The sequence below is a fragment of the Rhizobium sp. BK379 genome, assembly GCF_014193955.1.
GTDB lineage: Bacteria > Pseudomonadota > Alphaproteobacteria > Rhizobiales > Rhizobiaceae > Rhizobium.
Map to the genome: position 1 here is coordinate 243057 of NZ_JACIAD010000007.1, position 23857 is coordinate 266913.

The 23857-nt window shown below is 58.4% G+C and carries 27 protein-coding genes; 10 read left to right on the forward strand and 17 right to left on the reverse strand.

Annotation, left to right across the window (positions count from 1 at the left end):
* Positions 1 to 16: 16 nt before the first annotated feature.
* The gene (locus tag FHT93_RS27215; protein WP_183850367.1) at positions 17 to 199 is read right to left on the reverse strand and encodes a hypothetical protein; all 183 of its coding nucleotides are present in this window, start codon (positions 197 to 199) and stop codon (positions 17 to 19) included.
* Positions 200 to 331: 132 nt separating this feature from the next.
* Positions 332 to 1102: a siderophore-interacting protein gene (locus tag FHT93_RS27220; protein ID WP_183850369.1), complete on the reverse strand. Its 771-nt coding sequence runs from the start codon at positions 1100 to 1102 to the stop codon at positions 332 to 334.
* Between the two features lie 316 nt (positions 1103 to 1418).
* Here FHT93_RS27220 and FHT93_RS27225 point away from each other — a divergent pair, with 316 nt between their 5' ends.
* Both FHT93_RS27225 and FHT93_RS27230 read left to right on the forward strand, forming a co-directional pair.
* Positions 1419 to 1682, forward strand: coding sequence for a DUF982 domain-containing protein (locus FHT93_RS27225; protein ID WP_112545298.1), 264 nt, complete (start codon positions 1419 to 1421; stop codon positions 1680 to 1682).
* A gap of 101 nt (positions 1683 to 1783) precedes the next feature.
* Positions 1784 to 2704, forward strand: a complete 921-nt coding sequence (locus FHT93_RS27230; RefSeq protein ID WP_113114323.1) for a lytic transglycosylase domain-containing protein — start codon at positions 1784 to 1786, stop codon at positions 2702 to 2704.
* 738 nt (positions 2705 to 3442) lie between these two features.
* On the opposite strand, the gene FHT93_RS27235 is transcribed toward FHT93_RS27230, so the two are convergent.
* Positions 3443 to 3589, reverse strand: a complete 147-nt coding sequence (locus FHT93_RS27235) for a DUF1127 domain-containing protein (RefSeq protein WP_112545296.1) — start codon at positions 3587 to 3589, stop codon at positions 3443 to 3445.
* 639 nt (positions 3590 to 4228) lie between these two features.
* Between FHT93_RS27235 and FHT93_RS27240 the strand changes: the two genes are divergently transcribed.
* On the forward strand, positions 4229 to 5149 hold the full coding sequence (locus FHT93_RS27240; protein WP_113210360.1) for a TIGR03571 family LLM class oxidoreductase: 921 nt from the start codon (positions 4229 to 4231) through the stop codon (positions 5147 to 5149).
* A 16-nt stretch (positions 5150 to 5165) separates the two neighbouring features.
* On the opposite strand, the gene FHT93_RS27245 is transcribed toward FHT93_RS27240, so the two are convergent.
* Complete coding sequence (locus FHT93_RS27245; RefSeq protein WP_113114325.1) at positions 5166 to 5945, reverse strand: DUF1194 domain-containing protein; 780 nt, start codon at positions 5943 to 5945, stop codon at positions 5166 to 5168.
* A 225-nt stretch (positions 5946 to 6170) separates the two neighbouring features.
* Here FHT93_RS27245 and FHT93_RS27250 point away from each other — a divergent pair, with 225 nt between their 5' ends.
* Positions 6171 to 6413: a DUF6074 family protein gene (locus FHT93_RS27250; protein ID WP_183850371.1), complete on the forward strand. Its 243-nt coding sequence runs from the start codon at positions 6171 to 6173 to the stop codon at positions 6411 to 6413.
* Between the two features lie 6 nt (positions 6414 to 6419).
* Here FHT93_RS27250 and FHT93_RS27255 read toward each other — a convergent pair whose 3' ends face one another.
* From FHT93_RS27255 to FHT93_RS27265, 3 genes are all read right to left on the reverse strand, one after another.
* Positions 6420 to 6722, reverse strand: a complete 303-nt coding sequence (locus FHT93_RS27255; RefSeq protein WP_112545293.1) for a hypothetical protein — start codon at positions 6720 to 6722, stop codon at positions 6420 to 6422.
* A gap of 140 nt (positions 6723 to 6862) precedes the next feature.
* A complete protein-coding gene (locus FHT93_RS27260; protein ID WP_112545292.1) occupies positions 6863 to 7084 on the reverse strand; it encodes a hypothetical protein in 222 nt (73 codons plus the stop codon).
* Positions 7085 to 7130: 46 nt separating this feature from the next.
* Positions 7131 to 7850, reverse strand: coding sequence for a Crp/Fnr family transcriptional regulator (locus tag FHT93_RS27265; protein WP_112545291.1), 720 nt, complete (start codon positions 7848 to 7850; stop codon positions 7131 to 7133).
* Positions 7851 to 7969: 119 nt separating this feature from the next.
* On the opposite strand from FHT93_RS27265, the gene FHT93_RS35720 reads away from it, so the two are divergent.
* Positions 7970 to 8203, forward strand: a complete 234-nt coding sequence (locus FHT93_RS35720; protein WP_112970285.1) for a hypothetical protein — start codon at positions 7970 to 7972, stop codon at positions 8201 to 8203.
* A 309-nt stretch (positions 8204 to 8512) separates the two neighbouring features.
* On the opposite strand, the gene FHT93_RS27270 is transcribed toward FHT93_RS35720, so the two are convergent.
* Together FHT93_RS27270 and FHT93_RS27275 are read right to left on the reverse strand one after the other, a co-directional pair.
* A complete protein-coding gene (locus FHT93_RS27270; protein ID WP_246781752.1) occupies positions 8513 to 9805 on the reverse strand; it encodes a PQQ-dependent sugar dehydrogenase in 1293 nt (430 codons plus the stop codon).
* 50 nt (positions 9806 to 9855) lie between these two features.
* The gene (locus FHT93_RS27275) at positions 9856 to 10299 is read right to left on the reverse strand and encodes a DUF2231 domain-containing protein (RefSeq protein ID WP_183850373.1); all 444 of its coding nucleotides are present in this window, start codon (positions 10297 to 10299) and stop codon (positions 9856 to 9858) included.
* 144 nt (positions 10300 to 10443) lie between these two features.
* On the opposite strand from FHT93_RS27275, the gene FHT93_RS27280 reads away from it, so the two are divergent.
* The 3 genes from FHT93_RS27280 (at position 10444) to FHT93_RS27290 (ending at position 13514) form a co-directional block, all read left to right on the forward strand.
* Positions 10444 to 11604, forward strand: coding sequence for an HlyD family secretion protein (locus tag FHT93_RS27280; RefSeq protein ID WP_183850375.1), 1161 nt, complete (start codon positions 10444 to 10446; stop codon positions 11602 to 11604).
* Position 11605: 1 nt separating this feature from the next.
* Positions 11606 to 13216 carry a DHA2 family efflux MFS transporter permease subunit gene (locus FHT93_RS27285; RefSeq protein WP_183850377.1) on the forward strand — a complete coding sequence of 537 codons (1611 nt, stop codon included), beginning with the start codon at positions 11606 to 11608 and terminating at the stop codon, positions 13214 to 13216.
* 106 nt (positions 13217 to 13322) lie between these two features.
* The gene (locus FHT93_RS27290) at positions 13323 to 13514 is read left to right on the forward strand and encodes a hypothetical protein (RefSeq protein ID WP_162710117.1); all 192 of its coding nucleotides are present in this window, start codon (positions 13323 to 13325) and stop codon (positions 13512 to 13514) included.
* A 120-nt stretch (positions 13515 to 13634) separates the two neighbouring features.
* Here FHT93_RS27290 and FHT93_RS27295 read toward each other — a convergent pair whose 3' ends face one another.
* The 6 genes from FHT93_RS27295 to FHT93_RS27320 all read right to left on the reverse strand — a co-directional run bounded on the left by FHT93_RS27295 (position 13635) and on the right by FHT93_RS27320 (position 19774).
* Positions 13635 to 14705: an ABC transporter ATP-binding protein gene (locus FHT93_RS27295; protein WP_113014342.1), complete on the reverse strand. Its 1071-nt coding sequence runs from the start codon at positions 14703 to 14705 to the stop codon at positions 13635 to 13637.
* Positions 14702 to 15529 carry a carbohydrate ABC transporter permease gene (locus tag FHT93_RS27300; RefSeq protein ID WP_183850379.1) on the reverse strand — a complete coding sequence of 276 codons (828 nt, stop codon included), beginning with the start codon at positions 15527 to 15529 and terminating at the stop codon, positions 14702 to 14704. The genes FHT93_RS27295 and FHT93_RS27300 overlap by 4 nt, the downstream gene beginning before the upstream one ends.
* A complete protein-coding gene (locus FHT93_RS27305) occupies positions 15526 to 16428 on the reverse strand; it encodes a sugar ABC transporter permease (protein ID WP_113208692.1) in 903 nt (300 codons plus the stop codon). Before FHT93_RS27305 ends, FHT93_RS27300 begins: the two co-directional genes overlap by 4 nt.
* A gap of 99 nt (positions 16429 to 16527) precedes the next feature.
* On the reverse strand, positions 16528 to 17760 hold the full coding sequence (locus tag FHT93_RS27310; RefSeq protein ID WP_112970280.1) for a sugar ABC transporter substrate-binding protein: 1233 nt from the start codon (positions 17758 to 17760) through the stop codon (positions 16528 to 16530).
* A 65-nt stretch (positions 17761 to 17825) separates the two neighbouring features.
* Positions 17826 to 18728: a sugar phosphate isomerase/epimerase gene (locus FHT93_RS27315; protein ID WP_112545283.1), complete on the reverse strand. Its 903-nt coding sequence runs from the start codon at positions 18726 to 18728 to the stop codon at positions 17826 to 17828.
* 11 nt (positions 18729 to 18739) lie between these two features.
* Positions 18740 to 19774, reverse strand: a complete 1035-nt coding sequence (locus FHT93_RS27320; protein ID WP_113114331.1) for a Gfo/Idh/MocA family oxidoreductase — start codon at positions 19772 to 19774, stop codon at positions 18740 to 18742.
* A gap of 287 nt (positions 19775 to 20061) precedes the next feature.
* On the opposite strand from FHT93_RS27320, the gene FHT93_RS27325 reads away from it, so the two are divergent.
* Positions 20062 to 21108 (forward strand): substrate-binding domain-containing protein, encoded by a 1047-nt coding sequence (locus tag FHT93_RS27325; RefSeq protein ID WP_112970278.1) that lies wholly within the window; start codon positions 20062 to 20064, stop codon positions 21106 to 21108.
* Between the two features lie 96 nt (positions 21109 to 21204).
* Here the strand turns inward: FHT93_RS27325 and FHT93_RS27330 are convergent, their stop codons facing one another.
* Both FHT93_RS27330 and FHT93_RS27335 read right to left on the reverse strand, forming a co-directional pair.
* Positions 21205 to 21798 carry a transglutaminase-like cysteine peptidase gene (locus tag FHT93_RS27330; RefSeq protein ID WP_183850381.1) on the reverse strand — a complete coding sequence of 198 codons (594 nt, stop codon included), beginning with the start codon at positions 21796 to 21798 and terminating at the stop codon, positions 21205 to 21207.
* Between the two features lie 132 nt (positions 21799 to 21930).
* The gene (locus FHT93_RS27335) at positions 21931 to 22269 is read right to left on the reverse strand and encodes an acyltransferase family protein (RefSeq protein WP_162710116.1); all 339 of its coding nucleotides are present in this window, start codon (positions 22267 to 22269) and stop codon (positions 21931 to 21933) included.
* Between the two features lie 303 nt (positions 22270 to 22572).
* Here FHT93_RS27335 and FHT93_RS27340 point away from each other — a divergent pair, with 303 nt between their 5' ends.
* Positions 22573 to 23832, forward strand: a complete 1260-nt coding sequence (locus FHT93_RS27340) for an ABC transporter substrate-binding protein (protein ID WP_113014347.1) — start codon at positions 22573 to 22575, stop codon at positions 23830 to 23832.
* Positions 23833 to 23857 lie beyond the last annotated feature (25 nt).

The following is a 23857-nucleotide window of genomic DNA, read 5'->3' on the forward strand; positions in this document are numbered from 1 at the left end:
CTCCGGCGTCTTCTCGTCAGTGAGCAACGCCGGTGATCGGATCGACGATCGGCCGCTCGCTTTCATCCCTTGCGCCTGGCGGCTGGATCGTCAGCGGGGCAATGGACTCCCTGTCTGCACGATCCGGAGTTTCCGCAATCGGTCCGACATCCCTCGGACGGCGTTGTTCGGCTTTGGCGTTGGTGTCCTTCGTGCCCATGACGCATCTCCTTTTTCAGAAAACACCGGCATTCGTTCGAGGTTCCACCGCAGAGTTCAAATGAGGGTCTTGCCAGGCCGCTCCGACCGACTGGCAGGAGCGTTATGGCGAAGCCGAGGATTTTCTCGGCTATCAGAACTTTTCGGTCGTATCGGCCTTGCCCATGACCCAGTAACCTGAGGCCTTGATCCAGCTCAGCGGATAGCCGCGTTCTTCCACGAGATAAGCACGGATTGCCCGCACCACCGACGCCTCTGCTGCAATCCAGACGAATGTCTGGGGAAGGATGTCGATCCCGGCCAGAGCAGCAATCAGCGGTTCGGCATTCGTTGCATCGGAAAGAGGACGGTAAATCCAGCGGATCGTGAGTGCCGCTGATGTCTGGAAGGATTGCTGTTCTCCGGAATCTGCGACCGCGGCGATTGCCGTTACGGTTGTGTCGGCACCGCTCTCTTCGATCCTCCGGCCGATGGCGGGCAGCGCCGTCTCATCGCCGATCAGAAACCATCTCTTCACGCTGCCGGCAACCACGGCAGAGCCGCGCGGGCCACCGATCTCAAGAGGCGTGCCGGGCTGGGCCTCGATCGCCCATTGCGTGGCCGGACCCGCCTCGTGCAGGGCGAAGTCGATTGTCAGGCTGCGGGCGGCGTTATCATAGCTGCGCGGCGTGTAGTCCCGACGTTCCTCGGTGCCGTGGACGCCGGGCACGATGATCTTGATGTGATCATCAGGTGCAAGGCTGGTGAAATCGGCAAGATCATCGCCTTTCAGCACGATGCGCCGCATGCCGGGCGTGATATCGGCCACGCTCTCGACAATCAGCGAACGGCGGCGCAATTCATGGCGCACCCGCTCGATAGCAGGTGCTGGAAACGGGTGGTGTGTGGATTGGTTGCTATCCATTGTGTCCTTCCGGGGCTTCGGGAAACGATCCGCAGGACACAGTCGCGCAGATCGAAGCCGCAAAGTCGTTCGATCATACGCGTTGAGTGACGTTAACGCTTACGTGGCCGGATCATCTTCGGCCAATAACGATCCCTGTTTAGCGAAGGCAAAAACGGGACGCAATAAAAACTTGAGTTTCACGCTCCATTTTTGCATGATCCACACGTCAGATTCGACCCACAACCCTAAATCTCTCGGATGCACGATTTTCACACGCGATCGGTATGGTTCTTGCAACGTTACCAATATCCTTACGTTGGGGAGACCAAGTGTAATGGAATGGAACACATACGAACGCTTTCCCCCACTGGTGCTGATGCTGGGTGGCCGGGAAAAATACAGGGTCCTCAGAACTTTGAGAGACGCTGCTGAGGTTTTGATAGCGGACTGGCCGTCCGAGGACGGTGAGGAATATGTCGTGGCCGTCAAGGCCTGCGTCGATGCGATCACGGGACAGATCGATGTCGGTGAACTGCAGGACGCCATTCGCCGTGCGGCGGCTGAAGCCGGCATTGCGATCTTGACGGTCGTGCACTGAAACCCGTCGCCCGTGGCCAAGGCTGCGGGCTGACAAAGGAAGCTTGCCGTCTCGCCCGAAAACCGCGACGATGCTGTCAGGCAAGGTTTGGCGATGATGAGATGGGCATAGGCCTGACGGCAACGGCGCTGGTTTCTGCCGTGTGGGTTATCATGGCGTCCGCGGTCAGCGCGGCCGAGCCATCCGTTCCCGAACCGGCTTGCCTTTACCGGGGCAACGCCGAGGACGGGCAGACGCTCTGCATTCGAAAAGATCACTTTAATGCCGATCTCTGCGCCGTCATGGACCGTTTCGCAGCAACCCATAACATTCCGCCTGCCTTCTTTGCCCGGTTGATCTGGCGCGAAAGCCTGTTCCGCCCGGAAGCGGTTAGTCCGAAGGGTGCCGAGGGCATCGCGCAATTCATGCCCGGCACAGCCCGAATGCGAGCGCTGGAAAACAGCTTCGATGTCGTCCAGGCGCTCAAAGCGTCATCCGCCTACCTTGACGAACTCAGGCTTCGTTTCGGCAATCTCGGACTTGCCGCTGCCGCCTACAATGCCGGAGAATCCGGCCTCAGCCGGTTTCTTTCCTCCGGCCGCCTGCCGATCGAGACCCGCGACTATGTGTTCGCAATTACCGGACAGACCGTCGAGACCTGGCGGGACAGCCCTCCGGAGGCCGCTGCGCCTGAGCTGCGCGACGGGATGGCGTTCCGCGAGGCATGTGTGGCGCTTGCCGAGACGCGGCAGATGAACGAGCCGGTCCTGACGGGATCGGCCGACTGGGCGCCATGGGGCGTACAGCTTGCCGCCCATTACAACCCGTCCGTGGCTGACCGGCTCTTCACCATATCGCTGGCAAAGCTTCCGGAACCGCTGAACGCCGAACGCGCCCTGATCGTGCGCCAGAGGGGCGGAAACTTCGGCTATCGTCCACGCTATGCCGCGAGAATCGGTCGGGAGACACGAGCCGAAGCGACCAAGCTTTGCAGCACGATCCGCTCGGCCGGTGTTGCCTGCACAGTCTTCCGGAATCGCTGATCCGAAGCACATTACAGCTCGCCCCTATCCGACAGTTTAGTGCCGACCTACCGCCAGGCTTGCTAAGTTGGTGAGATTACGCATCAAGGGGATTGAAATGATCAGACCTGTCGAAACTGCCAACAAGCATAACAGGACAGATACATCCGCACAGGAGCAGGACGAATATCTCGAGGAATCGCTCGAGGAAACATTCCCGGCAAGCGATCCGATCGCACCCGGTCGCCCGTCGCGGCAACCGCCAAAGGATGTCCCTCCAACTGACAGGACGTGATCGACAACCACCAGTATCGGTCCAGGAGCCAGCCGCTTCCAAGCCAAAAAATGAGTGCATCCCCAGTTGCTGCAATGCAGCCTGCGACTGCACGGATCGTGCATGATGCCTGCAAAGCACTGAGCTTGTTGAGACTATTGGGGAGTGTGCTATCGCCCGAAAACAATAAGGCGTCTGCCGGGGGAGGAGATCCAGCAGACGCCCTTATCACGCGTGGCGACGGGAGGAGGATGCCGCCACGTAGACGCTGGCTCGGGAGGAGGTGAGCCGCGTCTCGGACAAAGCGACGAGGGAGGAGTTTCATCGCTTCGTTGAGTTTGAATATAGGCCGATCGCTGCCGGCCTTCTAGGCATATATTTGCAAAGCTGCCATGCGCTATGCGTTAGAAGAAGAGCTTATATGATACAAAAACGCGCCCGCCTTCATCCGGCGAGCGCGTTTGACATCAATCGAAAACTGGGTCTTAGCGGCCAGTAGCCGCGCGTGCGACGTCACGAATATCGCCACGAGCGATACCCAGGTCGTTCAGTTCACGGCTCGACATACGACCAAGCTCAGCAACCGTTTGACGATACTTGCGCCAGTTATTGAAGGTGCGTGCGATGCTCATTACAATCCCCTTTCCGTGGGTCCAGCGACAGCTGCCAGGTATCGGCGCTTCGTTCGCTTTGATGAGACATATATAATATGGGGCCGCGAAAATGAGTAGCGTTCAGACTACAGCTCACCCATGCATAAAACGCATAGATAGGCAGCCCATTGGCTGCTTATGAGGCAGTTTCCTATCCATGAGTATAGTTGAAGGAGGCCCGCCGAAACCCCACGTGATCTCACGATCCTTCAAAGCCGCTCAGGGGCAAATCGATGTCTAGCTCAGTCTGCGAAACCTACCCCGGAATATGCAGTAAATCCCGCCTCGCATACCCACGTCCTCTCCGCCTGCACCATCCCGCAAACGACAATATAAAAAATGCGATCCGGCCATCTGTTGTCACTCTAACGACCAGCCTTCCAGTATTCCCGGCCAACCCGATATCTGCCCTGGAAGTCGGATCGGCGATTTCAATGCTGGGGCTGCTTGTCTTCGCCGCTCATGAGGAGATCGTGGCCATCGGCCCCGCGGTCGCTTCCGCTCTCGAACAGTTTTTTGCAAACGCACCCGCCGCCCTCTGGTAGCCGCAACATCACGTCCTGTTGCAAAGCTCGTCAGCATTACCCAAGTGCAGGCAGGTAGCGCTGGATATGACCGATGCTCTTTGAAGATTCACGGCTGACAATTGGTGTCGTACTCCCCATGCAGGAGCGAGAACGGCACGACATCGACTTCGGCCTTCAGCTGGAGCTTGCCCGTCGCGCCGACGAACTTGGCTTCTCCGCAATCTGGGTCCGCGACGTCCCCTTGAACAGTCCCACCTATCCGGATCCCGTCGGTCATTCCGATCCGTGGGTATTGCTTGGTGCACTGGCGGCATCTACCCGCTCGATCGCGTTAGCGACCGGTGCGATCGTCCTGCCCTTGCGTCATCCGCTTCATATCGCCAAAGCGGCCCTGTCGATGGAAGTGCTGTCATCGGGCAGGTTCGTTCTCGGACTTGGCTCCGGCGACCGTCCGTCAGAATTTGCGGCATTCGACCGCAATGTCGACGACCGGCGCGAATTGTTTCGATCCAACTGGGCAGCACTCAGCGATGCGCTTGAGGGTCATGCTGGCTCACGGACCGGCGAGGACCAGTTCGAGATCCGCCCGCGCAGCGGGCGGCGCGTGCCGCTGGTGGCCGTCGGTTCGTCCTCGCAATCGCTCGAATGGATCGCCAGAAACGCCGGCGCCTGGATGACCTACCACCGCCCCCTTAGCGCGCAGAAGGATCGGATAGCGCTGTGGCATGGAGCGGTGCAGCGCACGACCACCGAATTCCGCGGTATGGGTCAGGCGATGGCCCTCGATCTTGTGGATGCCTCATCAGACCATGTTGACGAGATCGCACTCGGATATCGAACCGGACCAGAAGGATTGCTCGCCGCACTCCGAGCCCTGCGCAATCTCGGCGTTCACCACGTCGCTTTCAACCTGCTGGTCAATGGGCGCAAGGCTCTCACAGATCTCGAGACTATCGCACGGGAGGTTCTGCCGCGGCTGAACCAGGCCACAGAACTGCAGGCGTCGCGATGATCTGCGGAGTGAGCGGCTAGCGATCGAAGAAATTCTGCCAAAGCTTTTCGCCAACAAGGCAGTCCGTTGTCGGCTGGTTCATGGCAATTCTGCGGATCTGTACCGGCGGCTCGAGTCCGCTTATTTCCCAGACGAGCTTCCGGCGGACGGCAATGGCGAAATCCTCGATCTTGTGGACCGGCAGAACGAAGGAGCCGGGGCCGCCGATCACGCAATCACCGTAATATTTGTCGAGCCCTTCGGGCACGTCAGATGGCCGCAACATTATGGCCAGTCCATTGATGATGATGCCCGCCTTCAGAGCAGCATCGCGTGCAGGTGTGACGGGATCGCCGGAATTGTTGGGACCGTCGCCGGAAACGTCGATCACCTCACGATTTCCCTTATAGGGGCTCGCCGCAAGCATCGTTGCGCCTTGAACGATCGCTGCGGATATGGATGTGCGGCGCTGGGTGGCAATCGGCCGCGCCTCCAGTTTGTCGGCAAAATCCATCGCATCCTTTTCCGTCTCGATCACCTGCCAGTCGATAACGGAACCGGGCACGACATACCCGGCCCATTCAAAATAGCTGACGGCGATCCGCCCGGTCAGCCCTCCTTTCACAGCGTCGAGGAACTCCTTATGCCGCAGCGCCTCGACATAGCCCTCGCGCTGGATGCGGACCTCTTCATAGTCCATCGAGCGCGACGTATCGACGGCCAGCACCAACTCGACGTCGACTTCGTTTTGGCTTGATTGCGCGATCGTGGCGGCAGCGCCGGACAGGCTCGCGAGCATCGCAAGTGTCGTCAGCATCATCACTTCCCATCACTGCGTTATGTCGAGAACTCTAACATAGCCTGGCGTGGCCGCGACTGCCGCCAGATTGCATCCTGTCAATTTTCAGTGATGTCGGGTGCCATGCGATAATCGAGCAGTATCTGAGGAGTCATGTCTCCGCAATCGGCTTCACCACTTGTGAAGAACTCATAGCCATTCTGCGGGACACTTGGCGATTCGCCCAGCAATGACGGAGATAGCATGCCGCTTCTGCAGTTTCCCGCCGACCGACGCACAGCCGATATCAGACGCTGTGCAGAGGCCCTTCAGAACCTTCACGGCGAGGCCGCCAACCGCTTCTGGCGGACGGAGATGGCCGGGTTCGCAGCCAATCTGAGAGAACAGGGCTGCAGCGATGCTGAACTCTCGCGGCAGGCCGCCCTGTTCATGGATGCGATACAGATGGAGCTTCAGGTCGTCTACGATGCAGCGGCAGAGCGATAAAAAGCACTATTTGGGAATGCGGTTGTAGAACGATTGCGGGTCGTAGACGCACTCGTAGTCGAGGACGCACATTTCCCCGTTAGCTGCGCGCACTCTGGCCACGCTGTATTTGTCGCCCAACTGGCATCGCGCCGGCGGGGAACGGAAGCTCCGGCCTCCAAGGCCCATGCGAACGAACACGGCCTTTTTCTGCTGGATAATTTGTGCAAGCTCGCGGCAGGAATGGTCGCGCGCGTTGACCTCTACGGCGTCCAGCGCAAAGGCAGCCGTAGGGAGCAAGAGGGCAGCCGCTAAAATCAAACTTCTCATAAGACCTCCTGATGCGGGCGGGTTGGCTACAGCACCTGCGGGCTTCAATCACAAAAGCAGGCGCCTATGTCGCGCCATAAAGGTAGGATTTGGGCGGATGGCAAACCAGATCTATCCATCCACATCGAAGACGTGCCGGCTCAGATCTTGCCGCGCGTCGCAAAGACCAACGTCTTCAGTTGTTCCTCGTCGTGAACGCCCTGGCGGTAGAGTTCGATGATGATGGCAGCCGACCGGCTCACTTCCTCATCGTCATCAGCAAGCCCGAATTCGGCCTTCACAATATCCAGCACTTTCTGGCATGTGGCGAGATCATCCGACGTCAACGCTTCGTCGCGAGGTTTGATATGGCGGCTGATCATGATGCGTTCCCATGTTGGACCTGACACGTCGTCAATAAAGACATTTCTACCGCGCTTCGATCGAGAGTGACAAATAGCCGGCGTCAAAGCCGGCAATCTTCTGCAGCTTGTCCCAGTCGATGATGGTAATCACTCTGCCCTCCCAGGTGAAGGCCTTCTCCTTCCGCAGCGATTGCAGCGTCTTGTTCAGATGGACGAGGGAAACGCCCAGAACATCCGCCATGGCGTTCTGTGTCAATGGCAGCTGAAAGCTCGGCCCATTCGTCCTGTGTACCGTTCGCAACCGAACATAGAGCTCGCAGATAAGATGGGCGATATGCGCCTTCTTCGAGCGACGGCCCATCGCAACAATCCATTCGCGGTGCACCGCGCCGTCGACAAGCGTATCAAGCCATAGCAGCCTTGTCAGATGCGGATTGGTCTCGGTTATCGCCTTGAGTTCCTGGTGATCCACCGATGCAACACGGCAATTCGAAATCGCGAGAATGCCGTGGTCCATGACCTTCAGCGGAAAGGCATGAAGATCAACGAAATCGCCGGCTACTTGCAGCGCGGTGATCTGCCGGGTGCCGTCCTCCAGAACTTTGTACCTGGCGGCAAATCCGTCGAGCAGCAGCGTGGAATGATTGGGTCGGCTTCCTTCGGAGACGAGGTCTTCGCCCGCGGCCACGGATCTTTCGCGACCGAAAATAGAGCGCAAGAGCTCGATTTCGGCAGCAGAGAGGACATCGTGACTTTCAAGATTGAGAAGGAGCGGCTCGATCACGAACGGCTCCCGCTATCTAAGGCGGCGACTGAAAACAGATTATATTCCAACAGGGTAGAAAAAGGGAACAAATTCGAGAGCCGGCACTTCATGGTGAAATATTCTGATGGTGGGAGCAGATGGCCCGATATTTTTTTGACCTTCACAATGGTGACGGCCCGATCCGGGACAATGAGGGAACGGAACTTGCGTCGCGAGCTGAGGTAGTCAGGGAAATGGCACGAATCCTGGTGGATATCGCACGTGATGAACTGCCAGCCGGAGAGAGAACGATCATATCATTGACGGTCCGGTCCGAAGGGCGGCCAATTTCCGTTGCAAGCCTCGCCTTTTCAAACGAATGGCTGGATTGACCCCACCCGGAATCAAACCGGGTAGCCGGTGAATAACTGATCGAACGTGCCAAACTTGCGCCCCTGACATGACATGCAAGACGATGCATGCGGCAGGACCATAGCTGGCAGTCTATTTGCCAGCATTTAAATTTGACACAACCGACCACCGCTTCGAGATGTCAGTTGAACGACTTGCGATATCCCTGGACCGTCTTCGCAAGACAGTATTGCCTCCTGTCCCGCCGAAATGCGCGAGGGCATTTTCGGATATCGCCGGCCTTGTGAACGGCAAGGCCGCCCCCCGAGAGAGAAGGTATATTCGGCGACCTACTTTGCTGCAGTCACACGCCAGACGGTGTTGCCAACATCATCGGCAATCAGCAGCCCGCCGGATCTGTCGACGGCAAGACCGACGGGCCTGCCATGTGCCTGGTCCTCCCCTTGAAGAAAGCCGGTGACGATGTCCTGCGGATTGCCGCTCGGCTTACCATTCTGGAAAGGCACGAAAACGACCTTGTAGCCATTGAATGCGTGGCGGTTCCAGCTTCCATGCTCGCCGACGAAAGCACCGCCTCGATATTCGGCCGGCAGGTTGTCAGCCGTATAAAAGGTCATGCCGAGCGGTGCGACATGCGAGCTCAGTGAATAATCGGGGGCAATCGCCTTCGCCACGAGATCTGGCCTCTGCGGCATGACACGCGGATCGATATTCTGGCCGTAATAGCTGTATGGCCAACCATAGAAGCCGCCATCCCTGACCGATGTCATGTAATCGGGAACAAGATTGGGGCCAAGTTCATCCCTTTCGTTGACGACCGTCCAGAGCATATGGGTCTGTGGCTCCCAACTGAGGCCATTGGGATTGCGCAGCCCATCGGCAAATATCCTGAATCTGCCCGTCTGGCGGTCGACCTGCAGAATGGCGGCGCGGTTCTTCTCTGCCTCGATGCCATTTTCAGTGATATTGCTGTTCGAACCAACGCCGACATAGAGCGTGTTGCCGTCTTCGCTGGCGACGAGGCTCTTGGTCCAGTGATGGTCGATCGGCCCGCCGGGGAGCTCGGTCAGCACGACGCCGGGTTCGGTGATCTTCGTCTCGCCTTGCTGATAGGGATAACGCCTGATGGCATCGGTATCGGCGACATAGAGATCGTTGCCGACGAGGGCCACGCCAAAGGGCGAATTGAGATGGTCGAGGAAGATGTCCTTGACCTCGGCGATACCATCTCCATCGGCGTCGCGCAGCAGCGTAATGCGATTGCTGCCCTCGTTGCTGGAACCACCGCCCGAGGTCGCCATGGATTCGATCCAGCCCATGATAAGATCCTTGGGCCGCTTGATCGATGCAGCCGGAGGCGCAATGGACTCGACTGCCAGGACATCACCATTCGGCAGCACATAGACCGAGCGCGGATGCTTCAGATCCGTTGCCAGCGCCTTGATCTGCAGCCCGTCCGCGACCTTCGGCGTTTCGCCTTCCTTCCATCCGATGACCGAAGCGACATGCATCGGTGGGACGAGATATTGCGACTGCTCCGGCAGCTTTGGACCTGGGCCGATTTCGCTCGTCGGATTCGGTTCATTGTCACTGCAGGCCGTAAGAAGGCAGCTGCCGCACATAAGAAACAAGGCCAAAGCGCCGGAACAGGAAGGGGCAAGAGACCGGGTCATCATTCGAGCCCTCCGATGCGCTGGCGCAGAACAACCCAGCCGAGACAGGCATTGATGACGATCAGCGCGGTTGCAGCGACCGACAGCATCAGCCCTGTCGGCACGACGGATGTCCAGGCATCGCGACTGTGAATGAAGGCGTTGAACAGCGAAACCAGGAAAGCTGCGATGTTGCCGATGACATAAAGCCATCCCACACCGCGTAGCGGCAGCCGGCCGATGAAGATGTCAACCAGCGCAGCGAGGGCGGCCAGTCCACCGAGCAACAGTCCCGATGCCAGGAGCCAGGCGGAAAAATTGGTCCACATCATCTCTGCCGTTCGCCAATAGGTGATGTCCGTCAGCAGAGCCCCGATAAAGCAGCCGGCTGAAAAATGAAGCGGGATCGAGCGTAGAGGAGGCGCCACGATCGAGATGTAGGCGCGTGTGGTCGAATAGGTCATGTTCTTGATCCATAGAGGTCGCCCGGCGTTGGCTTAACCTTCGCCACCTGGAATTGTTCCTCAGCTACAGTTGCTCTAGGAAGTCTTGCGGCATTTTGACCGGAACCGAAGCCGATGATCCGGCGTTGGTTTCAGGTTTTCATAATGAAAGACATTGCCGTGCCCCAGAACCAGCGCGCCGCCGCCGGGCAAGATCAGTCCTCCGGTCCTGCAAAAAACGAAGCACCGGACCAGGAGGTCAAGAACGAAACGGAAGATGAGAAGCGTCCCTCCATCATCCGGCGCCATCCGATAGCGACCATACTTGTCGTTCTTGCCCTGATCGTTCTTGCTGCCGTCGGCTATTTCATCTGGCTCATCTATTTTCATCCCTACGAAACGACGGACGATGCCTTTGTCGATGCCCGCAGCTTCTCGGTCGCTGCCAAGGTATCGGGTTATGTCTCGGATGTTCCCGTCTCCGATAACAAGCATGTCGACGCCGGCGCGATCATCGCCAAGATCGACCCCCGCGACTATCAGATCGCACTGGATCAGGCCCACGGCCAGGTCGGTGTCGCAAAGGCAGCGATCTCCAACGCCGAAGCGCAGATTGCAGCGGCAGCCGCAGCGATCGACGAGGCCAAGGCACAGCAAACCTCCGCAGAAGCAGCCCTTCAATATGCAGAGGATGAAAACGACCGGCAGCAGCAGCTGGTCAAAAGCGGCGCCGGCTCGGAACAGGCCGCACAGCAAGCAGCATCAACATTGAGGCAAAACAGAGCAAGTACCGCTCAAGCGCAGGCAAGCGTCACCTCGGCCGTCAAGAACAAGGCAGCTGCCGAAGCGCAACGGGCCAGCGCCGTCGCCAATCTGCATCAGGCGGAAGCCCAGGTTGAAGCGGCCGAACAGAATCTGAGCTACACGACGATCACGGCCGCGCAGCCCGGCCGTGTCGTCAAGCTCAGTGGCTCGAAAGGGCAATATGTCCAGGCTGGGCAGGCAGTCTCCATGTTCGTGCCCGACGAGATCTGGGTGACGGCCAATTTCAAGGAAACCCAGCTGACGGACATGCGGCCGGGCCAGCCCGTCGATGTTACGATCGACGCCTATCCAGATCATGTGCTTCGCGGCCGTGTCGATTCCGTCCAGCCCGGTTCGGGCACTGCCTTTTCACTGCTTCCGGCTGAAAACGCCACCGGCAACTATGTCAAGGTCACACAGCGCGTGCCCGTCAAGATCGTCGTCGACAACTGGCCGAAGGACGTGGCCATCGGTCCCGGCATGTCCGTGGTGCCAACGGTAACCGTGCGTCCGAGGAACTGACATGACCGATGCCACGACAGCCGATGGCACGCCGGCATCTGGTGCCAGGATCGCCAATCCGTGGCTGATCGCGCTCGTCGTTTCGCTCGCGACCTTCATGGAAGTTCTGGATACGACGATTGCCAATGTGGCGCTGCGCTACATCTCCGGCGGCCTTGCCGTCAGCGCCGATGAAGCGTCATGGGTCGTCACCACCTATCTCGTTTCCAACGCCATCATTCTCGTCGCCAGCAGCTTCATTGCCAAGCGTTACGGGAGACGGCGCTTCTATCTTCTGTGCCTTGCGACCTTCACCATTGCCTCTCTCTGCTGCGGCCTCGCCTGGAACCTGCAATCCCTGCTGATCTTTCGCATGATCCAAGGCTTCGCAGGCGGCGGCATGGTGCCGATCTCCCAGTCGATCCTCGCCGATTCCTTCCCGCCATCGAAGCGCAGCCAGGCATTTGCACTCTTCGGCGTTGCCGTTGTCGTAGCTCCCGTCGTCGGCCCGACGCTCGGCGGCTACCTCTCGGACAATTTCTCCTGGCACTGGTGCTTCCTGATCAATGGACCCGTCGGCCTCTTTGCGTTCATCCTCGTCTATTTCCTCGTGGACGAACCGGACTCGCTGCGTCAGGAGCGCGCGCGGATGCGCCGGAAGGGCGTGCGCTTCGATATTGTCGGCTTCCTGCTGGTCGCGACCTTTCTCGGCGCGCTCGAATTGGTTCTCGACCGTGGCCAGACGGAAGACTGGTTCGACTCGAACTTCATCATCGGTGCGACGGCAATCTGCATCGCAGCTCTTCTTCTTGCGATCCCATGGCTGATGAAAGCGACCAGTCCCGTCGTCGACCTGCGCTTGCTGGCAAGCCGGCAATTCGGTTCCTGCTTCATCGTCATGCTGGCAACGGGCGCGATCCTGATCGCCACAACCCAGTTCATTCCGCAGGTCCTGCAGCAGAATTTCGGCTATACAGCGACCTGGGCCGGGCTTGCGCTCTCGCCCGGCGGCCTGGTCACGATGTTCATGATGTTCGTGGCCGGCCGGATCTCCAACAAGGTCCAGCCGAAATATCTGATCGCGATCGGCACGGCGATCATTGCAGCTGCAATGTATGACATGACGCGCCTCAATGCCGATTTGAACTTCGGTTTTTTCGTCTGGTCGCGCATCTATCTCGGCTTCGGCCTTCCGCTGATCTTCATTCCCATGACCGCAGCTTCCTATGACGGCCTCAGGCCGGACCAGACCGACCAGGCATCGGCCCTCATCAATGCGGCGCGCAATACCGGCGGCTCTATTGGTGTTTCAATCGCATCCAACGTGCTTGCCCATCGTGAACAATGGCATCAAAGCCGGTTGGTCGAGCACATCATCCCCTCCGACCCCGCCTACAATCATGCGCTGCAGGGGGCGACCCAATATTTTGCCGACAGAGGAAACGGAGCGATCGATGCACAATCACAGGCCCTAGGCTGGATCGGCCAACAGGTGCAGATCCAGGCAAGTTATCTTGCCTATATCGACGTCTTTCACACGTTAATGTGGCTGTCGCTAGCAGTTTTGCCGCTCGCCTTCATTCTGCGCAAGATCGACCTCGGTGAGGGCTCAAGCCATCCCAGCGGGCACTGATCCGCCCGACATCAACAAGCTCGTGTATATCCCCTAATCTGGGGGTTCATTCGAATCACCGCATGTACTATGTATGCGACGTGATATTCACACGAGACAGGTACTGATGACCCCAGAAATGTCCGGCTTTGAATGCACCCGCGGCAATGCCGTTTCCGGCAAGCTGAAGCTTTCAAGCAAACTGCCCTATTTCATCGTTGCAGGACTTGCTGTGGCTGTATGGGCAAACTCCAGCGAACGACCGCATGATACGGAAGTTGCAGCGAAGAAAGCCGCGACGGCTTCGCTCGCTCAATAAGCATCGCGATGGCTCGGCCGACGCACATGGCCGCCGAGAGCATTCAGATTTGCCGCTGATAAATCATGGCCAAGCAGGATCCCGCAGTGGATAGCTGCGGGACCTGACCCAAATGCGACATCAAATTCTGATGCCGCTGGTCTCATCAAAGAGATGCACCTGTACCGGATCGACAGTGACGCCGATCGTCTGGCCCGGCTGAACCGATCCTCTGCCCGTTTCGACGATCGTCATTTCGGGTGTCGTAGCCGCGGTGATGAAGGTCGATGAGCCCGTGGATTCAACGACCGCGACCGGCACGTCAAAGCTCCCCTGCCCCTGATTGGTGATGCCGATATGCTCAGGCCGGATGCCGGCGGTGACCTTGCGGCCCGGCTGGATCTGATGATCGATGGCAATCTGCTGCCTGACCGAGCCGAGATCGAGCGTCAGGCTTTTTCCATCCTCGCCGGCCACGGCCGGAATGAAGTTCATCGCAGGTGAACCAATGAAACCTGCGACGAATTTGTTGGCAGGCCGGTCATAGAGATCAAGCGGACGGCCCTGTTGTTCGATGATGCCGTCGCGCATGACGACGACGTGATCGGCCATGGTCATCGCTTCGATCTGGTCATGCGTTACATAGACCGAGGTCGCGTGCAGACGATCGTGCAGCGCGCGGATTTCCTTGCGCATATGGACGCGCAGCGCCGCATCGAGGTTTGACAGGGGCTCATCGAAAAGGAAAGCCTTCGGGTGGCGGATGATGGCACGGCTCATGGCAACGCGCTGGCGCTGACCGCCGGAAAGCTCACGCGGATAGCGCTTCAGCAGATGCGAAAGGCCTGTGGTGGCAGCGACCTCCTCGGCCGCCTTCTTCGCCTCCGCCTTTGCAACGCCACGCATGCGCAGGCTGTAGGTGAGGTTTTCCTCAACGGTCATATGCGGATAAAGCGCATAGGACTGGAATACCATGGCAACATCGCGTTTACGCGGCGGCACTCCGTTCATCATCTCGCCGGCAATCTTCAGGCTGCCATCGGAAATGGTCTCCAGTCCGGCGAGCGAACGCAGCAGGGTCGACTTGCCGCAGCCGGAAGGGCCAACGAGTGCAACGAAGGTGCCCTTGGCGATGGAAAGGTCGATATTCTTCAAGGCATGGAAGGCGCCGTAATATTTGTTGACGCCGGCAAGCTCGATCTGTGGGGTCATTTGAGGGCTCCCGAAGTGAGGCCGGATACGATGCGGCGCTGCAAGAGAACGAAGATGGCAAGGATCGGCGTCACATACATCGTGGCGTAGGCCATGATGTTGTTCCATTCATTGGTATTCGGCCCCATGAAGGAATTGAGCCCGACGCTTGCCGGCTGAAGCTCGGCGGCCTGGATCATCGACTTGGAATAGACGAACTCGCCGAAGGCCTGCATGAAGATGAGGATAGCGCTGACCAAAATGCCGTTGCGGGCAAGCGGCAGCACGATATTGAAGAAGGCGCCGACACGCGAATTGCCGTCGACGAGCGCCGCCTCTTCGAGCTCCATCGGGACCGCCATGAACGTGGCGCGCACCAGTACCACGAAGAACGGCATGCTTTTTGCGGCAATGGCGATGATGACGGCAAGCCGCGGATAATTCAGCATGCCGATCTGCGAGAAACCGACAAAGATCGGCGTGATCATCAGCGAAGCCGGCAGAACCTGCAGCATGAGAATAAGAAAGAGGCCGATATCCACCCAGATGTTGCGGTAGCGCGCCAGCACATAGGCGCAGCCGACGCCGAGCACCGTGATGATAACGACAGCGCCAATCGCGATCACCAGCGAGTTCCAGAGATAGAGCCCCATGTTCCGGCTTTCCCAGACATAGGTATAGGTGCCCCATTGCGGCGAGGCCGGCCAAAAGCTCGGGGGTGTGGCGAACATCTCCGAACCGCTCTTCAGCGCGGTGATGTACATCCAATAGAGTGGGAAAAGATAGATCGCCGCCATGGTGATGGCGATCACGAGCATCAATCGATTGCGTGCAGTCTCGCTCATCCGCGCACCTCATGGCGGGTCGAGCGCACGTAGACGACAGAGGCGAACATCACGAAGACGATCATGATGACGGAAATGGTCGCGCCCTTGGCGAAATCGTATTGGCGGAAAGACAAATCCCAGGCCCAGTATTGCGTGACGTTGGAGGAATTGTTTGGTCCGCCTGAAGTGATGGCGGCAAAGAGGTCGAACTGCTGCAGCGTGAAGATCAGGCCGAGCGAAATGATGGCGCCAATCGTCGAGCGCATCATCGGCAGCGTGATCGTCCAGAAGCGCTGCCAGGCCGTGGCGCCATCAAGTTCGGCGGCTTCATAAAGATCACCCGGGATACCGGAGAGACCGACGGACAGCAGAATCATGTTGAAGGATGTGCCGAGCCAGATATTGGCGATGATGACGGCGTAGAGCGAATAGTGCGGGTCCGAGCGCCAGAAGATGTTGCCGGAGATTATGCCACTGTCCTTCAGAATGAAGTTCAGCACACCGAAATCGCCCGACAGGATCCAGTTCCAGATCGCACCGACGACGAGGCCAGGCATGACCCAGGAGACAAGAAAGAGGCCGCGCAGCCAGGAGGCGCCTGGGAAATTGACCCAGAAGAACAGTGCCAGACCGAAGCCTATCAAGAACTGGCCGGCGATCGAACCGACGACGAAGATCGCCGTATTGTAGAGGATCGGCAGCGTTTCAGGCTGTGCAAAGAGGTCCACGTAGTTCTTGAAACCCACCCAGGGGCGCGAGAAGGTACCGAGGCTGAACATGTCAACCTCCTGAAAGCTCATCACCACATTGTAAATGAGCGGCAGGCCTGCCATCAGGAACAGAAAGCCGAGCGGAAAGGCGACGAGCACGATATCGAAACCGCGGCCATCCCTGACGCTGGAAAGGATCCTTCTCATGGGTCCTCCATTGCTCCGAACGGGGCTGCCCGACGCTTTCGCGGGAGACAGCCCCTGCCGGGAGGAAAAGATGGATGGCCGGTGGCCATCCGGTGATAGTTAGCCGAGCACTGCCTTGATCTTGTCGGCAGCCTGATCAAGCGCGTCCTTCGGGCTCATCTGGCCGGTGAGTGCGGCCTGAATGGCGTCCTGGATCGCCTTGGAAATCTTCGGCCACTGCGGATGCGGGCCGCGGGGCTTGGCGTATTTCAGCTGTTCGAGGAAGACCTTGAGGGCAGCATCCTTCAACGGCTGGCCGGTCTCGGGGATCGAGATGTCGGAACGGGCCGGAAGCTGGCCGAAGTTCTTGAACATCTTGTCGTCCTGCGACGCGAAATATTCGAGCGCCTTGAAGGCTTCAGCCGGATGTTTGCTCGTCGAGAAAACCGCCCAGTTGAAGTCGCCCATGGCCGAGGAACGCTCAGCACCTTCTTTCGGGACCGGCAGCAGAGTGACACCCCAGTCGAACTTGGCCTCCTTCGTCATACGGTCCAGCTCCCACGGACCGGAAATCGCCATGGCGGCGTTGCCGGAATTGAAAGTGCCGGTCGAATCCCACTGGCCACGGGTCAGCGTATCCGGAGAAGCAAGCTTCTCGTCCATGATCGTCTTCCAGACTTCAAGCGCCTTGACCGCACCGTCGGAATTGATGTGTTCATAACTGCCGCCGCCCATCTGCGCCCAGGGCAGGAACTGGAAGGTGCCTTCCTCATTGGCCTTGGCCGAGAAGGCGAGACCATAGACGTTCTTAGCCGGATCCGTCAGCTTGCGGGCATCTTCGACAAGTTCGTCCCAGGTCTGCGGCGGCTTGTTCGGATCAAGGCCTTTCGCCTTGAACATGTCCTTGTTGTAGTAAAGCGCGATCGTGTTCGTTGCCTTCGGCACACCGAAATATTTGCCGTCCCACTCGACCGACTTCAGCGGTCCGGGGAAGTAGTTTTCGGGCTTGATGACCTTGGAATTCTTGATCATATCGGTCAGATCAAGGAAGGCGCCGCGCGATGAAAATAGCGCGTGCTCGGGATTGTCGACGGCGATGATGTCGGGAGCCTGGCCGGTAGCATAGGCGCGCATCGCTTCCGTAACGACGTCGTCGAACTGGATCAGGCGATATTCGATGGTAATGCCATTGTGCTGGTCATTGAATTCCTTGACCAGGTTCGGCGCCGGCTGGATGTCCTTGTCGAGCGACCACAGCGTTAGCTTGACGTCTTCCGCCTTGGCGGAAAGTCCGAAGAGCGAAACGCCAGCAAGCGCCAGCGCACCCAGAACTGCAAATTTGCGGATAGCCATAGTTCTCCTCCTTTGTGGTTATCCCTTGAAATGGCCGGCATGTCCTCCGTGCCGGCCATGTTTCCTCACACCGGATCGATGACGAAATCGCCGCCCCGGGCATGTTTCAGATGATTGAGCGCATAGACCTGACCGGTCATTTCGAGCGCATCACGATAGACCGGGTCATGCCAGCCTTCGATATCGATGGAACCGGACCAGCCGGCGAGCCTCAGCTCGGAAATGATGTCTGTCCAGTTGCTGTCGCCGAAGCCCGGCGTGCGCATGAAGACGAACTTCTCCTTGCCGAAAATACCGTGTTCCTTGATCACATCCCAGCGGATGGTCGCATCCTTGCCGTGGACGTGGAAGATCTTGCTCGCCCACTTGCGGATCTGCGGCAGCGGCTCGATCAGATAGACCATCTGATGGCACGGCTCCCATTCGAGGCCGATATTGTCGTCGGGCGTCTCGTTGAAGATCAGTTCCCAGGCATCGGGGTTATGGGCAATGTTCCAGTCGCCGGTCGCCCAGTTGCCGTCCATGGCGCAATTTTCGAAAGCGATCTTGATGCCCTTGTCGGCAGCGCGCTTGGCGAGCTCGCTCCAGATCTGCTTGTAGCGCGGCAGACTTTCGGTCAGCGGCTTGTTGCGGATGCGGCCGGTAAAACCGGCAACGCAGGTGGCGCCGAAGTGATGGGCGTTATCGATGCAATCCTTCCAGCCCTGCAGCGTCTGCAGGTCGATATCGGTCTCCTCGAGCGGATTGCCGAACATGCCGAGCGTCGAAATGGTGATGTCGCGATCACCGATTGCGTCGACGCTACGCTTGCCGAGTTCGGCGAGATCCTGGCCATTGGTGGTCTGCCAGAAGAAAGGCTCGAAGCTTTCGAAACCCATATCGGCGATCTGGGCAATGCGCTTGTCGGCGCCGCCCTTGGAGGCGCTGACCATGGTACCGATGCGAATGGCTTTGGCGGGGTTGCTCACGTCATCTATCCTTATGCTGAAATTTCGACGCGACGTCCGGTCTTGGCGCTTTCGATCGCACCGAAGACCATGGCGAGGCTTCTGATATTGTCGGAACTGGCCGTCTCCGGCCGCTTGCCGGTGCGGATCGCCTCGACGAAGCTGGCGATCACGCTGGCATGGCCATGCGTTTCTTCCTCGCGCTCGGGTGCGGGAACCTCCACAGGCGAAAAGCCGTGAAGCAGGCCCGTCTCATTGCCGGAGGTAGCCGCCTTGAACCCGTCCTCGCCATCCCAGGTCAGCATGCCCCTGGAACCGACGATCCGCCACTGGCTTTCCCAGCTCGTGCGCTCACCCTCGGCACACCAGGAGCCGCGATAGGTGAAGACGACATCGTCGGAGAATTCGAAAGTGGCATTGGCCGAGGCACCATGGCGATACCAGGACCCTCTGGGATTACGCTCAACGCAATAGACGGCGAGCGGCTTTTTGCCGGCCACATAGCGTGCAGCATCGAATGTGTGGATCGCCATGTCCAGCAGCAGGACATTGTCCATCTCTTCGCGGAAGCCACCGAAATGCGGGGCGATGAAGAAGTCACAATGAATGCCGGTCAACTCGCCGATCGCCCCGCTCTCGACGAAGCGACGCAGGCGGCGCACACCGGATATGAAACGGCGGTTCTGAATGATCGCATGGATCTTGCCGGTCTCGGCGGCAAGGTCGATGAGTGCTGCACCTTCAGCAAGCGAGGTCGCCATCGGCTTTTCACTCAGCACATGGCAACCGGCCTTCATGGCCGTCGAGACGACGTTGAAACGAGCGGTCGGGATAACGACATCGAAAACGATGTCTGCTTTGGTTTCGGCGATGACGGCGGCGAGATCGGTGCCTATGCGAGCCGCGCTCAAGCCGAATTCCTCGGCGAGCTTCTCAGCGGCAGCCGGATTGACGTCGACAAGGCCGACGACTTGGATTGCCTCGGCAAGGTCGGGCGTTTCCTTGATAGCACGCAGCCAGCCTTTGGACATAGCTCCGCACCCGCACAGAATGGCATTCAATTTCACGATTTCCTCCAGCGGTGCGCTTCAGATTTCCTCCCGAAACGCCTTCCGTAAACGTTTACGATACTAAGCGGAAACGTTTACTGCTGTCAATGCCGGCACGGTTTGTCTGATTGCTGCGGAAAATCACAATGCGAACGGGCGCTTAGGCAAAAGCTTCGGCAATGCAGCAACAAATTTTTTTTCGGACCGCGCAAAAATACAGTCCGCCGTCACGGCAAATGCTTTCCGTAAACGTTTTCCCATGGCAATAAGATCAGAGGATCCGCCTACCGGAAGAAAGTTTGCAGATGAAGGGTATCCGCCAGCTCGCCGAACATCTCGATATATCGATCGGGACGGTTTCGCGTGCGCTGAACGGCAAGGCCGATGTCAACGAGGAGACCCGCAAGCGCGTGCTGGCCGCCGCCGAAGAATTCGGTTACGTGGCCAATCAATCCGGCCGCAGCCTTCGTCAGGGAACGACCAACGTCATCGGCCTGATGATTGAATCCAGCAAGGAGACGGTCGAAAACAGCGACAACTTCTTCCTCGGCGTCACCGGCGGGCTCCAAAGCGTGTTGTCGCGGCATAAACTCGATCTCGTCATGCTCCCCTGCCCCAGCGACGAGGATCCCTACGAGTATCTTAAGCGTATGGTGGCGCGCCGTGTCGTCGATGCCATGATTATCTCCGCAACTCAACGCATCGACAAACGTATCGATTTGCTCGTCAAGGCGAAGATCCCCTTCGTCGCACTTGGTCGCAGCTCTTCCGGCGGCGGCAACTTCACCTGGATCGACCTTGATTTCGAAGGTGTTGCGACCTGCGCCGTCGACCGGCTCGTCGGCAAGGGGCATCGCCGCATTGCGATTGCCGCACCGTCAGGGGAGATCAATCTCGGCTATATCTTTGTCGATGCCTACCGGAAGGCCCTGGAGAAGCATGGTATCGGCTATGATCCGAAGCTGGTGATCCGCGTGAAGTCCAGTGAACAGGGCGGGTATCAAGCCGGCGACGAACTGTTGCGGATCGAGGACAAGCCCACAGCGATCATTTTGATCTACGAACTGATGGCGATCGGCCTCTACCGCCGCCTTGTCGAAGCCGGCATCGTCCCCGGCCGCGATCTCGCTGTTATCGGCTTCCGCGAGGAACCCCGCGCCAGATTCCTGCAGCCGACACTCACCTGCTTCCGCATGTCGCTGCCTGACCTCGGTGCGGCACTTGCCGAAACCTTGCTTGCGGGAATGCCTGCCTATTCGGAAACCTACAGCAACGGAGTGCGTAACCGCATCTGGCCGCTGGAACTTGTGCCCGCGGAAAGTGACGCCTTTTTGATGGAGCCCAGAACGTGACGCAATGGGCGTCACGCCATCCATGTTCGTGATACGAAACCAACGGCTCGGCTAAGAACCGTCTGTCTGGCTGGTTTTACGGTGCAGCAGATCCAATCAGAGTTCGTACCATACGCGGGGGTTATCGCCTGACTGGATCATCAGCCAGCGAAGATCCGTATCCTTCCAGCCCTTGATCGCATTCGTGCGGTTGTCGAGCACCAGATCGCCCTGATCGGTCTTGACAACCAGAACCGCGTGTCCTTCACCGTAAGGCGTCTTCGTCACCGCAATCCGCAGTGCCTTCGGCGACCAGCCCATCGCAATAAGATGATCACGCTTCGTCAGCGCGAAATCCTCGCAGTCACCCGATTTCACGTTCACCTGCCAGACATCGCCCTGATCCTGGCTGTCGTTCACCGGGCGGATCGAACGGTTGACCGAGGCATTGACCGATCGAAGCTGCTTGTTCGCGAATTCATTCAGCGAAATTTCCGAAGCTCCACCGCGTGCCTCGCATTCACTGGGGTTTTGCGCGCAGAACATCACATGGGCGAAAGGTGCCGTAGTCCGGCGCTTTTCGGAAATATAGCTGAATGCCGGCGCGGCCTTCAATCCGCGGGCAATACCGGCAGGACCGGCGGCCTGCGCGGTCTGAACCGCAAACAGAGATGCAAGCGTCACCGCAGTAACCAGCGCGTGCTTAAACATTTTCTTACCCCGTTTCGACGACCGCATTGCGGTCGAATGTCCATGCCGGTTGAAATCCGGCTTCCATTGATCGAAGCTCTATCCAGCTTCAGCCAACGGCGGGAACATACGGAGGCAGGGCTCTCGATCCGTTTAAATGGCCGCCATGATGAAGAACGGAATAAGAAGCCGCTTTGCGCGCTTTGACGTATAGGTCGACAGCGACCCCTTCAGTTTGTGAGCGCCGACATAGACGAAGACATAACCACTCAGGAACATGAAGAGCGGCATGTGGAAAGCGTAGATCGCCTTACGCAGACCAATAGCCCATACAGGGAAAGCTGCATCATAGGTATGTCCCCAAACGACAAGGATGATAGCCAATCCTTTGAGGCGTTCGATATCACCCAGCCATTTACGCTGAGGCCTTGCCATGGGCTGGGGAGCTGAATCCATTTGCGACGTGTTCGCCGCGTCTTCTTGCTGGGACATATGATCTCTATTTAACATTTGAGATAAAGGCGGGCGTCATCGGGAATATCACGCTGTCAGCTACCTGCAAAGCATAAAGCACCGCAGCGTTCGACCAGCCGGACCCGTGGACAGAAGCCCGACCACCCTTCACCGGCGCATTCGATCACGGCCGAACTGAAGCTCTCTGTCACCAGGCATCGGACTTAGAGACCCCCGCCCTTCTCTGTCACGAAAACTTCGCACAGCCTTCAACAAACTGTCTCGTCTGCGCGCTATCCGTCGCCAAAACGAAGTGCAATTTTTTTTGCAGAGGCGAAAATTATGTCAAACAAATTGCAGAATACGGCCGCCGTCAGCCTTGTCGCTCTGATGTCCATGATCGGTTCGGCGCATGCCGATACGACCGTGAAGTTCTGGCACAGCTTCAGCAAATCGTCCGGCGAAGCGCTCAACAAGATCATCACCAATTTTGAAGCCGCCAATCCCGGTATTCATATCGAGGGCGAGTTTGTGGGCGATTACAATGATATCGTCGCCAAGCTGCAGGCCGCCATTCCGGCCAAACGCGCGCCTGATGCCGTCATCATGGAAGTCACCCGCTACGGCCTCTTTGCCGACCGCGGCGCCCTGACCGACCTGACACCCTATTTCAACGCCGACCCGCTGAAGGACGACCTCTACGACTACGCACGTGAGGTCGGCGTCTATAACGGCAAGAACTACATCGTGCCGTTCAACTCCTCCACGCCGGTCCTCTATTACAACAAGGACATCCTGGCACGCGCCGGCTTCACGACAGAGCCGCCGCTGAAGACTTTCGCAGATATTCTTGCCGTTTCGAAGACAATCACCGAGAAGCTCGGCTCGGAAGGCATCACCGGCATTGCAGCCCCTGGCCAGTTTGCGCGCTGGGGTCTCGTCATGTCCAATGACAGCGAGCTCATCGATTCCAAGACCAACGATGTCCTGCTCGACTCGCCCAATACGATCGAAGCCTATCAGTGGATGGCCTCGCTCGTACATGACCAGAAGGTCGCCTCCCCGGATAGCGTCACCGATGAAGATGTCGGCCGCGACGCTTTCTTCGCCGGCAAGGTTGGCATCTCCCTGAATTCGACCGGCGATTACGGCGGTGCCAAGAAGGCGCTCGGTGACAAGCTGGAAGTGCGTCCGATGCCCTGCAACAAGGTCTGCTCGGTTCCGATCGGCGGCGCCGGTATCGGTATCCTCTCAACCTCTTCGAAGGATGTTCAGGACGCCGCTTACAAGTTCATCAGCTACGCTGCTTCGCCGGAAGCCAATTCCATCTGGTTTGCCGCAACCGGCTACCTGCCGATCAACAAGAAGAGCGCCGCCCAGCCGGCTGCCATCGAAGCGCTTGCCAAGAAGCAGGGCATCGACGTCGCCATCAAGCAGCTTGATTTCGCTCATGGCCGTGCCCGTCCGCCCGTCGTCACCTGGATGCGTTCGACCGAATACAAGATGTGGGAAGCCATGGCGCTCGGCCAGCGCGATGTCACGGAAACGATGAAGGATTTTGCCGCGCAGACGCGCGAAGAAGCCAAGCGTTCCAGCAACTGAGCCTCTCACTTCAGCAATACGGCGG

What these genes read in the sequence shown, in the direction of transcription:
- FHT93_RS27215 (WP_183850367.1), bottom strand. Translation starts at nt 199, where the DNA reads ATGGGCACGAAGGACACCAACGCCAAAGCCGAACAACGCCGTCCGAGG.
- FHT93_RS27220 (WP_183850369.1), bottom strand. Translation starts at nt 1,102, where the DNA reads ATGGATAGCAACCAATCCACACACCACCCGTTTCCAGCACCTGCTATC.
- FHT93_RS27225 (WP_112545298.1), top strand. Translation starts at nt 1,419, where the DNA reads ATGGAATGGAACACATACGAACGCTTTCCCCCACTGGTGCTGATGCTG.
- FHT93_RS27230 (WP_113114323.1), top strand. Translation starts at nt 1,784, where the DNA reads ATGGGCATAGGCCTGACGGCAACGGCGCTGGTTTCTGCCGTGTGGGTT.
- FHT93_RS27235 (WP_112545296.1), bottom strand. Translation starts at nt 3,589, where the DNA reads ATGAGCATCGCACGCACCTTCAATAACTGGCGCAAGTATCGTCAAACG.
- FHT93_RS27240 (WP_113210360.1), top strand. Translation starts at nt 4,229, where the DNA reads ATGCTCTTTGAAGATTCACGGCTGACAATTGGTGTCGTACTCCCCATG.
- FHT93_RS27245 (WP_113114325.1), bottom strand. Translation starts at nt 5,945, where the DNA reads ATGCTGACGACACTTGCGATGCTCGCGAGCCTGTCCGGCGCTGCCGCC.
- FHT93_RS27250 (WP_183850371.1), top strand. Translation starts at nt 6,171, where the DNA reads ATGCCGCTTCTGCAGTTTCCCGCCGACCGACGCACAGCCGATATCAGA.
- FHT93_RS27255 (WP_112545293.1), bottom strand. Translation starts at nt 6,722, where the DNA reads ATGAGAAGTTTGATTTTAGCGGCTGCCCTCTTGCTCCCTACGGCTGCC.
- FHT93_RS27260 (WP_112545292.1), bottom strand. Translation starts at nt 7,084, where the DNA reads ATGATCAGCCGCCATATCAAACCTCGCGACGAAGCGTTGACGTCGGAT.
- FHT93_RS35720 (WP_112970285.1), top strand. Translation starts at nt 7,970, where the DNA reads ATGGCCCGATATTTTTTTGACCTTCACAATGGTGACGGCCCGATCCGG.
- FHT93_RS27270 (WP_246781752.1), bottom strand. Translation starts at nt 9,805, where the DNA reads ATGTGCGGCAGCTGCCTTCTTACGGCCTGCAGTGACAATGAACCGAAT.
- FHT93_RS27275 (WP_183850373.1), bottom strand. Translation starts at nt 10,299, where the DNA reads ATGACCTATTCGACCACACGCGCCTACATCTCGATCGTGGCGCCTCCT.
- FHT93_RS27280 (WP_183850375.1), top strand. Translation starts at nt 10,444, where the DNA reads ATGAAAGACATTGCCGTGCCCCAGAACCAGCGCGCCGCCGCCGGGCAA.
- FHT93_RS27285 (WP_183850377.1), top strand. Translation starts at nt 11,606, where the DNA reads ATGACCGATGCCACGACAGCCGATGGCACGCCGGCATCTGGTGCCAGG.
- FHT93_RS27290 (WP_162710117.1), top strand. Translation starts at nt 13,323, where the DNA reads ATGACCCCAGAAATGTCCGGCTTTGAATGCACCCGCGGCAATGCCGTT.
- FHT93_RS27295 (WP_113014342.1), bottom strand. Translation starts at nt 14,705, where the DNA reads ATGACCCCACAGATCGAGCTTGCCGGCGTCAACAAATATTACGGCGCC.
- FHT93_RS27300 (WP_183850379.1), bottom strand. Translation starts at nt 15,529, where the DNA reads ATGAGCGAGACTGCACGCAATCGATTGATGCTCGTGATCGCCATCACC.
- FHT93_RS27305 (WP_113208692.1), bottom strand. Translation starts at nt 16,428, where the DNA reads ATGAGAAGGATCCTTTCCAGCGTCAGGGATGGCCGCGGTTTCGATATC.
- FHT93_RS27310 (WP_112970280.1), bottom strand. Translation starts at nt 17,760, where the DNA reads ATGGCTATCCGCAAATTTGCAGTTCTGGGTGCGCTGGCGCTTGCTGGC.
- FHT93_RS27325 (WP_112970278.1), top strand. Translation starts at nt 20,062, where the DNA reads ATGAAGGGTATCCGCCAGCTCGCCGAACATCTCGATATATCGATCGGG.
- FHT93_RS27330 (WP_183850381.1), bottom strand. Translation starts at nt 21,798, where the DNA reads ATGTTTAAGCACGCGCTGGTTACTGCGGTGACGCTTGCATCTCTGTTT.
- FHT93_RS27335 (WP_162710116.1), bottom strand. Translation starts at nt 22,269, where the DNA reads ATGTCCCAGCAAGAAGACGCGGCGAACACGTCGCAAATGGATTCAGCT.
- FHT93_RS27340 (WP_113014347.1), top strand. Translation starts at nt 22,573, where the DNA reads ATGTCAAACAAATTGCAGAATACGGCCGCCGTCAGCCTTGTCGCTCTG.